At 42.0% G+C, this 15674-nt stretch carries 13 protein-coding genes; 2 read left to right on the forward strand and 11 right to left on the reverse strand.

Features of this window, described 5'->3' with window-relative positions; genetic code table 11:
* Positions 1-771 precede the first annotated feature (771 nt).
* Complete coding sequence (locus K8O68_RS07850; protein ID WP_093054666.1) at positions 772-858, reverse strand: YjcZ family sporulation protein; 87 nt, start codon at positions 856-858, stop codon at positions 772-774.
* Positions 859-1108: 250 nt separating this feature from the next.
* The gene (locus tag K8O68_RS07855) at positions 1109-1942 is read right to left on the reverse strand and encodes an alpha/beta hydrolase (protein ID WP_230896360.1); all 834 of its coding nucleotides are present in this window, start codon (positions 1940-1942) and stop codon (positions 1109-1111) included.
* A 529-nt stretch (positions 1943-2471) separates the two neighbouring features.
* On the opposite strand from K8O68_RS07855, the gene K8O68_RS07860 reads away from it, so the two are divergent.
* A complete protein-coding gene (locus K8O68_RS07860) occupies positions 2472-2837 on the forward strand; it encodes a replication termination protein (protein ID WP_230896361.1) in 366 nt (121 codons plus the stop codon).
* Between the two features lie 944 nt (positions 2838-3781).
* On the opposite strand, the gene parC is transcribed toward K8O68_RS07860, so the two are convergent.
* The 7 genes from parC to K8O68_RS07895 all read right to left on the reverse strand — a co-directional run bounded on the left by parC (position 3782) and on the right by K8O68_RS07895 (position 13713).
* Complete coding sequence (gene parC / locus K8O68_RS07865) at positions 3782-6223, reverse strand: DNA topoisomerase IV subunit A (RefSeq protein ID WP_230896362.1); 2442 nt, start codon at positions 6221-6223, stop codon at positions 3782-3784.
* Positions 6224-6226: 3 nt separating this feature from the next.
* Positions 6227-8203: a DNA topoisomerase IV subunit B gene (parE, locus tag K8O68_RS07870; protein ID WP_230896363.1), complete on the reverse strand. Its 1977-nt coding sequence runs from the start codon at positions 8201-8203 to the stop codon at positions 6227-6229.
* A gap of 344 nt (positions 8204-8547) precedes the next feature.
* A complete protein-coding gene (locus K8O68_RS07875; protein ID WP_230896364.1) occupies positions 8548-8958 on the reverse strand; it encodes a CoA-binding protein in 411 nt (136 codons plus the stop codon).
* An 18-nt stretch (positions 8959-8976) separates the two neighbouring features.
* A complete protein-coding gene (locus tag K8O68_RS07880) occupies positions 8977-9399 on the reverse strand; it encodes a universal stress protein (RefSeq protein ID WP_230896365.1) in 423 nt (140 codons plus the stop codon).
* Between the two features lie 105 nt (positions 9400-9504).
* The gene (locus tag K8O68_RS07885) at positions 9505-11058 is read right to left on the reverse strand and encodes an ABC transporter permease/substrate-binding protein (RefSeq protein WP_230896366.1); all 1554 of its coding nucleotides are present in this window, start codon (positions 11056-11058) and stop codon (positions 9505-9507) included.
* On the reverse strand, positions 11055-12026 hold the full coding sequence (locus tag K8O68_RS07890; protein WP_230896367.1) for an ABC transporter ATP-binding protein: 972 nt from the start codon (positions 12024-12026) through the stop codon (positions 11055-11057). The genes K8O68_RS07885 and K8O68_RS07890 overlap by 4 nt, the downstream gene beginning before the upstream one ends.
* A 163-nt stretch (positions 12027-12189) precedes the next feature.
* Positions 12190-13713, reverse strand: coding sequence for a carboxypeptidase M32 (locus K8O68_RS07895; RefSeq protein WP_230896368.1), 1524 nt, complete (start codon positions 13711-13713; stop codon positions 12190-12192).
* 180 nt (positions 13714-13893) lie between these two features.
* On the opposite strand from K8O68_RS07895, the gene K8O68_RS07900 reads away from it, so the two are divergent.
* The gene (locus tag K8O68_RS07900) at positions 13894-14196 is read left to right on the forward strand and encodes an iron-sulfur cluster biosynthesis family protein (RefSeq protein ID WP_230896369.1); all 303 of its coding nucleotides are present in this window, start codon (positions 13894-13896) and stop codon (positions 14194-14196) included.
* 31 nt (positions 14197-14227) lie between these two features.
* Here K8O68_RS07900 and moaA read toward each other — a convergent pair whose 3' ends face one another.
* Together moaA and K8O68_RS07910 are read right to left on the reverse strand one after the other, a co-directional pair.
* On the reverse strand, positions 14228-15247 hold the full coding sequence (gene moaA, locus K8O68_RS07905) for a GTP 3',8-cyclase MoaA (RefSeq protein WP_230896370.1): 1020 nt from the start codon (positions 15245-15247) through the stop codon (positions 14228-14230).
* Between the two features lie 116 nt (positions 15248-15363).
* Positions 15364-15606, reverse strand: a complete 243-nt coding sequence (locus K8O68_RS07910; protein ID WP_230896371.1) for a DUF2564 family protein — start codon at positions 15604-15606, stop codon at positions 15364-15366.
* Positions 15607-15674: the final 68 nt, after the last annotated feature.

Here is a 15674-nt window from a genome sequence, read left to right on the forward strand (position 1 = left end):
CTCCTAGTAATTTCCATTTAATTACTAGGCTAGTTTCTTACGGCCTTTTTCAGGAAAAATGGGACTTAATAATTTAATACCTGATTAATTGTCAATTGACATACCACCGCAGGACTTAAGTATGATTCAAAAATTGATCTAAATTATTTTTTCGCAGATGTAAGCTGTAAACTGACTCTCAGGTCTATTTCCGCAGAGTTTGATTGTTAAACTTTTAGCGTTGCTTCCATTAAAAAAACGCTGGTGGAGAGACGGTCATATTTAAGCATAATTGCCATATCTAAATAGTTAAACTGAAGAATTATCGGTTTATCCGGTAAATTAAAAGAAGACAGTTTATAATATGGGTATTTATCCGTGTAAAAGAGGTTAAAATTGATCAGATGCTTTTCACATTTGCAGTTATACCGGGCGGGCAGCATAAAAGAAAAAAGTAACCTCATCCTGTCGCTGTCCAGATCTATTTTTGTGAAAATATGAGGTTTAATTAGAGCTTATAAAGAGAAAAAGAAGACGGGGGAGCAAATGTTCGTATGAGTGGTGACATAAGCAGGGAGGGCTAATCAGGGGACAAATTAAGTGAAATCCTCAAGTGGCGGGCTGCTCCAGAAGGTATTTTACCTAGCTGGGTTCTCGTCTTCGGTACAGTGTGAAATCAATATCAAAAATATCCGGACAAAAGTGGAATATATTGTCCGGATTTAATTGAGGTCACTATTCTTTTGTCTCGCCATCTTAAATTGCTAACTATTCAGGCTATTTTTTTTAGTCTTAGTAGCAGTAAGCTGCACCTACAATAACTAAAAGGATAAACAATACAACAATCAACGCAAAGCTGTTTTTGTATCCGTAAGACATAATAGTTTCCCTCCTCCTGAATTATTGTGGCAATTACCACTAGTTTACGGTATTCAAGAAGGAGAGAAATTGATTAGACATTTATATACTTTTAAATATTTTTTCTGCAAATGGGTGATTTAGGGCAAACCTGCCCAAAAAAGTAAGATCTATATTTTTAAAATGTTCAAAAATAACTATGTTCCAAATTATCATTGTTTCAAGACAAAACGAGAAATTTTAAAGGTCAAAAGGCCTCAGTAAATACCGCCTATTTGCTGTGTAAGAACTCACGCAGTGCATTCCAGAATTCCGGATCGAGATGAAGGTCATTATGGCCTCTTCCTTGTAACTGCTCGTATTGAAGGGAGCCTGTAAAGTCTTTTAACAAAGCCTCAGTATGGCTTTCAGGTACTATTTCATCCTCATCGCCGGCTATAACAAGCAAAGGACCCGAAATGTCATTAATTCTTGAGGCAGAGTCAAAGGAAAAGCGCAACAGTAATGAAACCGGAAGAAAAGAATAATGCCTGCTGGCGACTTCTTCAAGGCTGTCAAATGGTGAAACGAGAACTAAACCATCTGCATGACGCTCGGCTGCTACTTTAGTTGCGATGCCTGTACCGATGCTTCTTCCCATAAGAACTGTAGAATCCAGCCCGTTGTCAAATTTATCTTGTATCGCATCATAAATTAATAAAGCATCGTTATAAAGGTTTTCTTCCTCCGGGCGCCCTTCACTTTTCCCATAGCCTCTGTAATTGACCAGAAGCACCGACCAGTCATCCAGGTGTTCTGTCATCATAGGGATCTGTGCAGATAGTTCTTCAGCATTGCCGCCGTAATAAATAAGAAGGCGGTTCTTTCCAGTTTCCTGTTCAGGGTGAAGAAGCCACCCATGCAGTTGATTACCTTCGTCAGCATGAAAAGAAATTTCCTCAGCACGTTCATAATGGCCGGTAATCTGTTCGGCTTCATGCTGCGTAATGGACTGCGGGAAAAAGATTAACCTGGCTTGAAAAAAATATAACAGAATAAATATTAGACCAATTATAGCCAGCAAAATAAGGGGGGTGAGAAGCCATTTATTCATAACTACAGTCAAAAAGCACACCTCCAGTATGTCAGCAGCGTAGAAGCTTTAATCATTAAGTTTAATGTTCAAAAATAATCATGTTCCAAATTATCACACTAATAAAATCAGTAATCCTCGCTCCATATAAAGGGGTATATAAAATCAAAGTAGTGAAACGTTTTAAGCATAATTAAAAAGGCAGTTAAGTGTTCGAACCAATAGGGAAGCCAGGGATCTTAAATTATCAATCTCATAAAAACGATCTGGAGACGTAAAAAGCTTCCCTTAAAACATCTCAAGCTATTATTATATACCGATAAAACCAGGGCCATCAAGAAATTTAAATGTTCTAATATAACTATGTTCCAAATTATCATTAAAATCAAAAACTTTTCCCACGCTCCTTGTAAAGACAATTTCTTGACGGTTTAGGTGCCCGCTTTTACCATAAATAGAAAAAGTAGTTAAGGATTTGCAGGAAAAAGAGGAATAGATGGAGAAGTATGGAAGTGACTGAAAATTTGGAACATTGTTTTAGAAAATAAAGGAGGTATAGGGAATGGCAAAGAAAAATGTCAGTACTTTTTTGTTAAGGCAGAGAGCTTTTTTGAAACTTTATTTAATTACATTAACTGAACAGGAAAGGTTGTATGGTCTGCGGATTCTTGATTTGCTGAGAAATGATTTCAAGATTTACGGCTACAAACCTAATCATTCTGAGATTTATAAATCACTGCATGAATTAATGGATGACGGGATCCTGGAGAGATATAAGAAGCCTAAAGAAGGAATGAAACTTCAGGAAGTAGTTTATTACCGATTTAAAGATTATGAGGAAGCCCAGCGGTATAAGAAACAACTTAAAGTTGAGCTTGACCGGTGTGTCGGGCTGCTGCAAAAAGCTATTAAAGATAACTACAGTTGATTGCTGGATGTAAACGCATGTCAGTCTGAAGAGTATTCCGTGTAAGGCCAGTAAAAAATCATACAGCCGGAAAACGACTGGAGCAAATAGTAAAGTAGAGTTCAGTTGCTGATTAAAGTTAAATTATTTGATGAAAAGAGATTCGAGGTTCCAGAAAAGATATATTGAAGGTTTAAATAAGGAAAGGGGCCGGAGACTAATACCCGGTCTTTTTTATTTTTATTTCTAGTTTACATAATATAAATTATAGGAACCAATAAATGAAATAGAATTTTGGTCTCATTTAGTAAGTATTCTTTGTGTTTTGAGACAGAATAAAAATTTTATGAAACTCGTCAGCAGTTTTATCTTCTGGCTATTATCTGCTACGCTTTTAATTTTGTATATGTTTCAACACCTGTTAATCGATCGCTGCAATCATTTTAGCTCTGGCTGGATTATAAATCTGCATTTTGAACTTATTTAACTAATTTAAATGAATGTTTCAGTTCATTTTAAATAATATAGTTAATTTTTCTCGTATTATTTGTCTTTAATTACTAATTCGCACTTGTATATCAGTTCTATCAGCGAATTTGTGAGTTCTATCGGCGAAAAATCATTTCAATCAGCGATAATCGTTTTCTATCAGCGAAAATTAAATTCAATCGGCGATTTTGGACTTTCTATCAGTAAGTTTAAATAATTATAATCTGAAGCGCCCTTAAAACTATACAGCTTGGAACCACCCCCCCAAAAAAAGCTCTGCTATCCAGTTGCGTTTCCAATTACTGGGGGGCTGACCCCCTGCTGATTTTACAGCAAACTAGTTTACATAATATTATTACTGCCTATATTACCTGTTTGCCAGTACCTAATAAAAGACCGCCTTCACAACTATTGTTGTATAGGCGGTCTTTTGTGCTTTGCCCTCAGAAAAATTATTATGAGAGACCTTTTTCCACTTAATCACCTGTCTTTGGAGGATCTCCTTTTACTATCCAGGAGTCGTAAACTTCTCCTTTAAGTGAGGTGTCAAAAAGGAACGATCCGTTTGTATACCTGTCATTAGTTCTTAAATCCTTAATAGTTGCTGATTCTATAGAGCCGTCGGTTGCCTGGACATACACCGTATCAAAAGAGGCTGTCATATGCACATATGCCACGCGATGCGGCTGTCTTTTCAATTCTTTCAGCATAATCACGCCGCGTTTTGCTCTCGACGTTTTTTCAAATGATTTTAAGCTCATTTTTTTAACCGCAGCACGCTGTGTCACCAGGAATATCCATGGCTCATTTGAAGGGTCGAATGCCTGGCAGCTCATGACCTGGTCATCCGGTTTTAAATTTATCGCCTTTACACCTGCTGTTCTTTGCCCGGTAATGCTGACTTCTTCCTCACTGTACCATAAACCGTAACCTAATTGACTTGCCAGGAAAATATCTTTGCTTCCGTCTGTTAAAGCTGCATAAACGAGTTCATCGTCTTTCTTTAACTTAATAGCCATTAAAGCTCTCGAATGCCTTTGTGCTTTATAGTCATTAAGAATCGACCGTTTAATCATCCCATTTTTAGTTGCAAAAAGAAGGTATTTCTCTTCATCGAATTGGCTGACCGGGACTACTTGGGTAATCTCATCATTCTGATCCATCGTGACAAGGTTAGCTACATGCTGGCCGCTGTCTTTCCATCTGATTTCAGGCAGTATATGGACCGGTAAATACAAATAGGAACCTTTCTTAGTAAATATAAGAAGTGTATCAGTCGTATTCAATTCGAGTGAATAAAGCAGCCTGTCCGTTTCTTTCATCCCGGGTGGTTCACCGTTGGATGCCGCATAAGAACGAAGGCTTGAGCGTTTAACATAGCCTTCCTTTGTTACGGATACTCTCACATCTTCTGAAGGCACCGTAACTTCAAGGTTGATTTTTAAGTCTTCAATTTCCTCTTCAATTACTGTCTTACGGGGATCATCATAGGTTTTTTTAATTTTCCGCAGTTCTTTTTTAATCTCTTTAATTAGGTTCTTTTCGCTTGATAAAATGGCCGTTAATTTTTCTATTGTTTTCTTCAGTTCATCAGCTTCTTTTTCAAGAGTGGTTATGTCGGTATTCGTTAACCGGTAAAGCTGTAAATTTACAATAGCTTCGGACTGAGGCTCGCTGAACTGGAATTTCTCCTGCAGCTGCTCTTTTGCATGTTTCTTATCCTTTGATGCACGGATCGTACTTATGACCTCATCAAGAACGGATATGGCCTTAATGAGACCTTCCACAATATGTGCTCTGTCTTTCGCTTTATTCAGGTCGTACGTCGTTCGTCTCGTGACAACTTCTTTCTGATGCTTAATATAGGCGTCCAGCATCTGTTTTAAGCTCAGAAGCCTTGGCGTTTTATTAAAAATAGCGACCATGTTCAAGTTATATGAAATCTGCAGGTCGGTGTTCTTGTATAGAAAGTGCAGAATTCCTTTTGCATTTGCTTCTTTCTTTAATTCGATGACAATACGTAAACCGGTTCTGTCTGTGTCATCGCGTACTTCAGCAATACCGTCGACTTTCCGGTCAAGACGCAGTTCATCCATTTTCTTGACTAAATTAGCTTTATTCACTTCATAAGGGATTTCAGTTATAATAATCTGCTCTCTTCCGCCGCGGACTGTTTCCACTTCAGCTTTCCCGCGGAGAATAATTTTCCCTTTACCTGTTTCGTACGCTTTTTTTAGTCCTTCGACACCTTGAATAATACCACCCGTCGGAAAATCAGGGCCCTGGATATAAGTCATCAGCTGATCGATCGTACAATCCGGATTTTCCATTTGGTGAATGGCTGCATCAATCACTTCACCAAGCTGATGTGGCGGAATATCAGTCGCGTACCCACTGGAAATTCCAGTGGAACCGTTGACTAACAGATTCGGGTAACTGGCTGGCAAAACAACCGGTTCTTCTTGGGAATCATCAAAGTTAGGCATAAAATCAACGGTATCTTTTTCGATATCCATGAGCATTTCAGAGGCTATTTTAGACAGTCTTGCCTCCGTATAACGCATCGCAGCCGGCGGGTCCCCGTCAATGGACCCGTTATTGCCGTGCATCTGGACAAGCAAGTGCCTCATTTTCCAATCCTGGCTCTGCCTGATCATTGCCTCGTAAACAGACGAATCTCCGTGTGGGTGGTAATTACCGATAACATTCCCGACCGTCTTTGCAGACTTCCTGAACGGCTTATCTGCTGTATTCCTGTCCATGTGCATCGCGTAAAGAATCCGCCGCTGGACGGGTTTTAAACCGTCTCTTGCATCAGGGAGTGCCCGGTCCTGTATTATATATTTACTGTATCTTCCAAACCTGTCCCCAAGAACATCTTCGAGAGGAAGGTCCAGGTATCTCTCTTTCTCTTCCAAGGATTACTCCTCCTCTGCTACTAATAAATTGTCGTTTTCAAGTATATTTGTTTCTTCATCTAGTCCGAAGGCGACATTACGTTCAATCCATTTTCTTCGCGGTTCTACTTTGTCTCCCATCAAGGTAGAGACGTGACGCTCGGCCCTTGCAATATCATCAATTGTGACCCTTACGAGAGTTCTTGTTTCCGGGTCCATAGTCGTTTCCCAAAGCTGGGTGGCATCCATTTCCCCTAACCCCTTATAGCGCTGGAGAATATACCCTTTACCGACTTTCTGAATGGCTTCTTTTAAACCACCTTCGTCCCAGGCGTATTCAACTTTTTCTTTTTTGCCGGATCCTTTACTGACTTTATATAAAGGAGGCAGAGCGATATAGACGCGGCCTGCTTCAATTAATGGTCTCATATAACGGTAGAAGAACGTTAGTAAAAGAACCTGAATATGAGCGCCGTCTGTGTCGGCGTCTGTCATAATAACAATTTTGTCATAATTAATATTAGAGATATCGAAATCAGGACCTACATCGCCGCCAATCGCATAAATAATTGTCCGAATTTCTTCATTTTTCATAATATCAGCAAGTTTCGCTTTTTCAGTATTGATGACTTTCCCGCGCAGAGGAAGAACTGCCTGGAACTTCCGGTCTCTTCCCTGTTTTGCTGAGCCTCCTGCGGAATCCCCTTCGACTAAATATAACTCGTTTCTCTGGGGATTTTTTGACTGGGCGGGCGTAAGTTTACCGCTGAGCATAGCGTCTTTCCGTTTATTTTTCTTCCCGCTTCTTGCTTCTTCCCTTGCTTTACGGGCTGCTTCCCGCGCCTGGGATGCTTTAATAGCTTTTCTGATCAAATTATTGCTGATTTCAGGATTTTCTTCTAAAAAGAAAGCCAGCTTTTCTGAAATCACACTGTCAACAGCAGAACGTGCTTCCGCCGTCCCGAGTTTTCCTTTTGTCTGTCCTTCAAACTGAAGCTTTTCTTCCGGTACCCTGACTGAAATAATCGCTGTAAAGCCTTCACGAATATCATTTCCGTCAAGGTTTTTAGCCCGCTCTTTAAGAAGCTGCAGTTTCCTCGCATGCTCATTTACAACTCGTGTAATAGCTGCTTTTGCACCTAGCTCATGCGTGCCGCCATCTTTAGTGCGCACATTGTTAACAAATGAGAGCATGTTCTCTGTAAATCCGTCATTGTACTGAAAAGCAAAATCAACTTCTATTTCCGCTTGTTCGCCCTGGAAAGACACCACAGGGTGAAGTTTTTCTTTATCTTCATTCAAATAGGAAACAAAGGCTTCAAGTCCGGTGTCATATTGAAAAATTTCTTTATCGGCTTCCTGGTCAGGCCGTTCGTCAATCAGCTCAATTTTGACGCCTTTTAAAAGAAAAGCAGCTTCCCGAAGACGTTCTGCAAGCGTATCATAGTGATATGATGTGGTACTGAAAATAGTCGGGTCAGGTTTAAAATGGACGGTAGTGCCTGTTTTACGCGTTTTACCGATCGCTTCAAGTGTTGTAACCGGTCTGCCGCCTTTTTCAAAACGCTGCCGGTAAATAGAACCGTCTCTATGGATAGTCACTTCAAGCCATTCTGAAAGAGCGTTCACAACTGAAGCTCCGACTCCGTGAAGTCCGCCGCTCGTTTTATAACCGCCCTGGCCGAATTTCCCTCCCGCGTGTAACACCGTGAGAATAACTTCCGGTGTTGGTTTTCCTGTCTGGTGCATGCCGGTCGGGTATCCTCTGCCTTCATCTTTTACACTGATACTGTCGTCTTTATGTATTTTGACTGTGATTGTATTCCCGTACCCTGCAAGAATTTCATCTACAGAATTATCTACAATTTCAAACACCAAATGGTGGAGGCCTCTGTAATCGGTACTGCCTATATACATTCCCGGGCGCTTTCGGACAGCATCCAAGCCTTCGAGCACCTGAATGGCATCATCGTTATAATCAAATGTTTGTTTTGGTGACAATGCTTCTTTCCCCTTTCTGTAACGATCCGTTCTCAGACTACTATCTAAGATACCACAACTGTGGCGAGGTTTCGATAACTAACCTTTAATAAGGCGTGGTTTTACCTTTGGCTGCGTCTGGCGAATAGTGTAGCTTTATCACTGTTTAGAGGAAGATCATCACGGAAGAACAGCGCCGTGATGATCTCTCATCCCAGTCATACCAGGGACATTGGAAGGTATTGGACCTTCACTTAACTAAAATATATGTTTTTTAAGGAATTTGTCAAATTTACCTCCAGAATAAAAATCTTTTATTTTTGCCGGAATAAAAAAAGGCAGCTGTTTCAGCTGCCAGGTGTGTATTATTTAACTAAAACGGCATGATCCACTTTAATACACCGGTCCATAATAACCGTTTTATCCGCTTCTCTTAAAATGTCATAGGCCTTCTCATTCGTCAGTCCCAATTGGGCCCAGAAGACTTTGGCATCTGTCTGAACTGCTTTTTCAGCTATTTCAGGGAGAAATTCACTTCGTCTGAACACATTAATGATGTCAATATCTCCTTCAATTTCTGTGACGCATGAGACAGCTTTAATGCCGAACACTTCATCCACCGTCGGATTAACGGGAATAATCTCGTAGCCAGCCTTCATAAGTGCTTCGCCAATCTGATTGGATGTCCGGGCTGGATTATCGGACAGTCCGACAATAGCAATTCGTTTCGCATCTTCTAAAATCTTTCTGATTTCTTCCTGTGATGGGTTTTGCATACGATCACTCCTGTCTGATTATTTGACAAGCAGAACTGGACAAGACGCCCGCTTTGCTACTTTATGGCTGACGCTTCCTAAAACCATTTGCTGAAACTGATTGAGGCCCCTGCTTCCGATAACGACGACATCATAATTTCCATCGTTCGCTTCTCTTACAATAGTAGGGCCCGGGTCCCCAAACGTGTGTTTACCAGTCAGAGGAACCGTCTCTTTATGAATCATCTCCTGAAGGGGAAAAACACGCTGTTTACGATGGTCGGGAATGTCCCTCAGCTTCATTTCCTCATCCATCACGTCTGAGCGGGATGGAATGTCATCTACCACATGAATCAGCGTAATTGAACTCCCTTCAGTCTGTTTAGCTAAATAAACCGCCTTTTCGCAAGCCCGCAACGAATGGGCAGAGCCGTCCCCTGCTAGTAATATTCGTTTAAACATCCCCTCCACCGCCTCCTTGGAAAATATATCAATTCCCATTATACCTTAATATTATTTGAAAAAACAGAAAAGGAAAAGGCAAAGACCCTTTCCAATCCTGTTGTTTTATTCAGTAAGAAGGCCTTCGTCAGTTAAATACTCTCTTGCCACATCTGACGCATTGGCGTCTTCTTCATCTACCTGGTAATTCATATCCTGCATTTCTTCTTCAGTAATTTTACCAGCCAGCTGATTCAGGATCTCTTCAAGCTCAGGGTAGTCAGCAATGACTTCTTCCCTGAATAATGGAGCTCCGTTAAATGGAGGGAACAAATTTTCATCATCTTCGAGAGCGACTAAGTTGTACTCACGCATATAAGCATCAGTGGAGTAGGCGTCGATGACTTCAGCATCACCGGACACTAAGGCCCCAAGTCTTAAGCCGGGATCCATAGTCTGAACTTCAGCAAAGTCTATTCCATAAGTTTCCTGTATACCAGGATACCCGTCTGCCCGATCTGTAAACTCCACAGTGAAGGCGGCGGTCAAATCATTCTCATATTCCTGAAGGTCAGATATTGTCTCCAGATTCAACTCCTCTGCCATATCTTCTGTGACAGCAATGGCATACGTGTTCTGATAGCCTAAAGGCTCGAGGAAGACGAGGTTAAATTCCTCATACATGCCGTCTCTTGCCTGTTCAAATGCTGCTCTTTCGTCATTGCTTTCGACTGTCTCTCCTAGAAGGTCGGCTATCGCTGTACCCGTGAATTCAAAGTACCCGTCGATATCTCCGGATCTCACAGCCTGAAAAGCCACATCGGTCGTTCCTATTCCAGGTTCGAGAGTGACCTGTAAATCCGTATCCTGCTCAATCAGCAGTTTGTACATGTTAATAATAATTTCCGGTTCGGCGCCTAATTTCCCGGCAATCACAATCTCTTCAGCCTCGTCATCTCCTGAACCTACCGCGTTTAAAACCGGAGGAACAACAACAAGCAGCAAGGTTGCCCCTATGACCACAAAGACAGGCATAAGCGTGGATCCTTGCGATTTTTTCTCCGTTACCCTGAGGACCGCATCAAAGAGAAGAGCCAGAGCGGCAGCCGGTATGGCTCCAAGCAGTATATAATAATTATTGCTTCTGTTAATGCCAAGCATAATTAAATCTCCGAGCCCGCCCGCTCCGATTAATGCTGCGAGTGTGGCTGTACCGACAATAAGCACCATCCCTGTCCGTATTCCTGCCATAATCGTCGGCATGGCTAAAGGCAGCTGAATTTTATGCAATTGCTGCAGCGTTCCCATGCCCATTCCCCTGGAAGCTTCCATTAAGGCGGGATCCACTGCTTTTAGGCCTGTATAAGTGTTTCTCAAAATAGGCATAAGTGCGTAAGCTGTTAGAGCAACAATTGCCGGCGTGGTGCCGATGCCGAGAAAAGGAATAAGGAAACCGAGAAGAGCCAGACTCGGTATGGTCTGCAAGACGGCTGTCGTGCCGATGACCGGTTCCGCACCCTTACGGTAATGGGCCAGCAGAATACCTAATGGCACAGCAATAAACACAGCAAAAAGCAGCGAGATAAGTGACATTTGGACGTGCTCCCAGAGAGCCGTGATCAGTAAGTCCTGTCTTTGCTCTAAAAGCTGAAAAAAGGGCTGAATGCCTGACACAATCATAAAGAGGAGCCCCCTTTCAAGGTGGACTGTTTCCGCTCCATATAGAGAGTGATCTCTTTGTAGCCCACATCCCCTTTATAGGTTTCGCCTTCGTAAACTGCCACCGAGTTTTCAGACGAATGCTTTAATTGCTCGAGGGCTTCTCTTACAGTAGCTTCATAAGAGACTTTTGGTCTGCGTATATCGTTGTTTTCTGCCGGTGCTTCTTCCGGAAGTAAAGAGGACACTTTTTCTGCCCACGGATCTTTTCTGTCACCCAGGAACTCTTTTACGAACTCATCCGCCGGATTTTCAAGCAGTTCCGCCGGTGAGCCGATTTGAACAACTTTTCCGTCTTTCATTAGACAGATATGATGTCCGAGCTTTAAAGCTTCCTCAATATCATGAGTGACGAAAACGACTGTCTTTTTAATTTCTTCCTGCAGTTTTTTTATATCTTCCTGTAATTGTTCTCTGCTGATCGGATCGAGCGCACTAAAAGGCTCATCCATCAGGATAATATCCGGATCACCCGCTAAAGCACGAACCACTCCTATACGCTGCTGCTGGCCTCCGGAAAGTTCGTCCGGTTTTCGGTCTCTGTATGTACCCGGATCGAGACCGACCATCTCCAGCAGTTCATCTACCCTCTTGTCGATCTTCTCCTGTGGCCATTTAATAAGTTCAGGGACGACGGCTATATTTTCTTTAATCGTCATGTGCGGAAAGAGTGCAATTTGCTGGAGAACATAGCCGATGTTCCAACGGAGCTTTTTAATATTCATGTCCTGTATATTTTTATTATGGACGCGAATGGTTCCCTCTGATGAATCAATCAGCCGGTTAATCATTTTCAATGTCGTCGTTTTTCCGCAGCCGCTCGGCCCGATGAGTACAAATATTTCTCCTTCTTTCACTTTAAAGCTTACGTCGTTTACTGCTTTAGTCCCACCGTTAAATACTTTTGATACGTTATCAAATTCAATCATGCATAATGACAACTCCTTCTGTTGCTGTTTTTAATAGAACGATCAGGGCAAGTGGGTAAAAAAGCCATACAATCCTACTTACTATTTCACTTTTTCGTAAGGCTTTAAACTCGTCTGCTAAAAAAAGAGAAAAGAAGCCACTTTAGCGGCTTCTTTATTTTTATTATAATGACAGTCCATAAACTTGTCGATATTTAGTGCTCAAGTAATCAATGAGATGATCCGGATTGATCTCTTCACCTGTGGCATCTTTCAATATATCGAGCGGCTTTTTGCTTTTGCCAAACTGGTGAACATGAGCAGTAAGCCAATCTTTTACAGGAGCCAAATCTCCTTTTTTCAGCAAATTATCGAAATCAGGCAAGTCTTTTAACATGGCCTTCTTTAGCTGGGCAGCATAGACGTAACCTAAGGCGTAGGAAGGGAAATAGCCAAAAGCTCCGCTCGGCCAGTGGACATCCTGAAGCACACCTTCCCCGTCATGTTCCGGCCGGATCCCGAGAAGTTCTTCCATTTTATTATTCCACGCCTCAGGAAGGTCTGCTACTTCCAGTTCTTCATTTATTAACGCTTTTTCCAGTTCGTAACGAACGATAATATGGAGGGAATATGTCATCTCATCTGCTTCTATTCTAATGAGAGATGGACCGGCTACATTAATGCCCCGGTAAAAATCTTCCAGGCCGACGGAATCAAACTGCCCTTCGGCATATTTTTTCAAAAGGTCGTAATATTTCTCCCAGAAAGCATAATGCCGGCCGACAAAATTTTCCCAGAACAGAGACTGGGATTCATGAATACCCATGGAAGTTCCTGTACAGAGAGGCGTACCGGTATACTTTTTATCTACATTTTGTTCGTACAGGGCGTGCCCGCCTTCATGAATCGTTCCGAATACGGCAGTTCTGAAGTCATTCTCATCATACTTCGTTGTCACTCTGACATCGCCGGGGTTCAGTCCAATAGCAAACGGATGAACCGTCGTATCAAGCCTGCCTGCCTCAAAGTCATAACTCATATTTTCCAGTATCTCACGGCTTAAAGCTTCCTGTTTTTCTGCAGGAAATGGCTTAAACAGAAAATCTGTTTCAGGCTGATCCTTAGCATTCGTTATTTCTTTTACGAGAGGGACGAGCGCCTCTTTTAATTTCCCGAACACTTCGTCGATGACATCAACAGTCAAACCCGGCTCATAATCATCCAGCAGTGCGTTATACTTATTGCCTTCATAGCCTTTCCATTCGGTGTATTTCCGGTTATAAGCCACAATTTTCTCTAAATAAGGCTTAAATGAGTCGAAATCTGCTTTCTCTTTGGCAGTTTCCCAGGCCACCTCTGCATTTGAAGTAAGGACCACATAGTCTTTAAATTCTTCAGGAGGGATATTTTCAAATTTCTTTAACTGTTTTTCGCATTCTTCTGCCGTTTTCTTCGTTACCTCGTCCAATTGCTCCCAATTACTCTCCTGGCGCAGATCAGTTAAGTAATTTTTCATGTCCTTTGAAGTGGACATAGCGAATATTTCTGACGACAGGGAACCTAATACTTCCGAACGTTGTGCGGCGCCTTTTCTCGGTGCTCCTGTTCGTAAATCCCACGCGATAAGTCCTACTGCTTCATTATAATGGCCGATTTTCTTAACGTACTCCATGAATTCTTTTTCAATAGCAGGTGATTCTGTCTGCATACAAGTCCTTCTCCTTCCGGTACCCGTTTTATGTAAAGGGTGGTTAACACTTCCTGATTTCACCCTCCTTTATCATACCTTTTTCCAGTGAAAAATTCATCTTTGTTCATCCCCGCACAATAATCGGCGTGTTTGTTATAATGGACTGAAAGTCTTGTATATGAAAGGACAGAAGTGTGTATGAATTTTACGATTACCGATGAGGCTCTTGATTTTTATAAAAAAGAAATGGAATTAAAAAAAGGGGACTCGTTAACGTTATATGTCAGAGTCGGAGGCGTCGGATCAGGCGGTTTTTCGGCAGGTATTAACAGAGGTATCCCGGAAAAAGCTTATGTTACGTTAGAAAAAGGCGGCTTGCTATTTTGCATAACAGAAGACGACCAATGGTATTTTGACGGAATGACCATTGACTATCATCACGACTTTGGAGAAGTGACATTTATGAATGAGCGCATTGATGATGTCATAAACCCAAAATAAACCGGGGTAAAAGATATTACCCCGGTTTAGACTAGCCGCCAATGTGCGACATCTCAATTTTTCTGATTTGTTTTTTGTCTGTATGCTTGAGTCTTTCTGCGGAATATTGGTCGTCTCTTTTTTCCCAGATCAACCGGATGTGTTCAGCGACTTCGTCATCGTCAGCACCTGATCGGAGAATATCTCGCAGATCATGGCCTCCTGATGCAAACAGGCAGGTGACCAGCTTGCCATCCGCAGACAGCCGGGCCCTTGAACAGGTAGAACAGAAAGCGTCTGTCACAGAAGAGATAATGCCGATCTCATTGCCATTATCTTTAAATACGAACCGGTCTGCGACTTCTCCGGTATAATTAGGGTCAGCCGGTTCAATAGGAAGTTCTTTATTAATAATACTGAAGATTTCTTTCTTGCTGACAACATGGTCAAGTTTCCACCCATTGGCGTTTCCAACATCCATATACTCAATGAAACGTAAAATGATATTGGAATCCTTAAAGTGGCGCGCCATAGGAAGAATGTCTTCTTCATTCATCCCCCGCTTGACAACCATATTAATTTTCACCTGAAGGCCAGCGTCCTCGGCCGCTTCTATGCCGTCAAGCACTTTTGAGACACTGATGTCGCGCCCGTTAATATAACGGAATTTTTCATCATTGAGTGAATCCAGGCTGATCGTCACCCGGTTCAGGCCAGCCTGCTTTAACTCTTCCGTATGCCCGGGGAGAAGAGCCCCGTTTGTCGTCATCGCGATGTCATTAATATTGTCGATGTTGTTCAGCATGCTGATCAGACTCGACACGTTATGGCGCATCATCGGCTCACCGCCGGTGATGCGGAGTTTTTTGATTCCTGCTCTTTCAGCAAGTATATTTGAAACCCTGGTTATTTCTTCGAACGTCAGGATCTCTTTTTTTGGAAGGAATTTAAAGTTTTTATCGAAGATTTCCGGCGGCATACAATAGCGGCAGCGGAAATTACAGCGATCTGTCACGGAAATGCGCAGATCTCTTAATGGTCTTCCTAATTTATCTGTCATGAATTTATTCATTCGACCATCCCCTTATTACTACCATTATACGTTGTATTATTTTTCAAGTACAAGGGGATGAGACCAAGTTTCTTAAATTTGCAACAAACTGATAGTAGTTACCTGTCAATCTGTTATTAATCCCGTTCTTCTTCCACCTGATGGGATAACCGGTTAATGCGTGAAGAAGAGTATTGCAGCAAATGGTCATTTAAATTCATCAGCTTCGCCTGCTCCAGCTGTCTCCTTGCCTCGGCCAACGCGCGTGTGGCATTTTCCAGCTGTTGCTGGTCCATGCTCATCGTGGCTTGTCCTACCATTCGCTCTGCCGCCTGGATAGCAAGTTCAACTTGCTCTATATTACTGTATTCCTCAGTCATACTCCTCACCCTTTCCCTTTTCAGCAGTTTTCTATAGTATATGCCTCCCTGCTGAATATATGCCCAAA

The organism is Salipaludibacillus sp. CUR1 (genome assembly GCF_021028955.1).
GTDB lineage: Bacteria > Bacillota > Bacilli > Bacillales > Salisediminibacteriaceae > Salipaludibacillus.

Excerpts from the sequence above, each read along its gene's own strand:
- K8O68_RS07850 (WP_093054666.1), bottom strand. The coding sequence starts at position 858 with ATGTCTTACGGATACAAAAACAGCTTTGCGTTGATTGTTGTATTGTTT.
- K8O68_RS07860 (WP_230896361.1), top strand. The coding sequence starts at position 2,472 with ATGGCAAAGAAAAATGTCAGTACTTTTTTGTTAAGGCAGAGAGCTTTT.
- K8O68_RS07875 (WP_230896364.1), bottom strand. The coding sequence starts at position 8,958 with ATGCAAAACCCATCACAGGAAGAAATCAGAAAGATTTTAGAAGATGCG.
- K8O68_RS07880 (WP_230896365.1), bottom strand. The coding sequence starts at position 9,399 with ATGTTTAAACGAATATTACTAGCAGGGGACGGCTCTGCCCATTCGTTG.
- K8O68_RS07885 (WP_230896366.1), bottom strand. The coding sequence starts at position 11,058 with ATGATTGTGTCAGGCATTCAGCCCTTTTTTCAGCTTTTAGAGCAAAGA.
- K8O68_RS07890 (WP_230896367.1), bottom strand. The coding sequence starts at position 12,026 with ATGATTGAATTTGATAACGTATCAAAAGTATTTAACGGTGGGACTAAA.
- K8O68_RS07895 (WP_230896368.1), bottom strand. The coding sequence starts at position 13,713 with ATGCAGACAGAATCACCTGCTATTGAAAAAGAATTCATGGAGTACGTT.
- K8O68_RS07900 (WP_230896369.1), top strand. The coding sequence starts at position 13,894 with ATGAATTTTACGATTACCGATGAGGCTCTTGATTTTTATAAAAAAGAA.
- moaA (WP_230896370.1), bottom strand. The coding sequence starts at position 15,247 with ATGAATAAATTCATGACAGATAAATTAGGAAGACCATTAAGAGATCTG.
- K8O68_RS07910 (WP_230896371.1), bottom strand. The coding sequence starts at position 15,606 with ATGACTGAGGAATACAGTAATATAGAGCAAGTTGAACTTGCTATCCAG.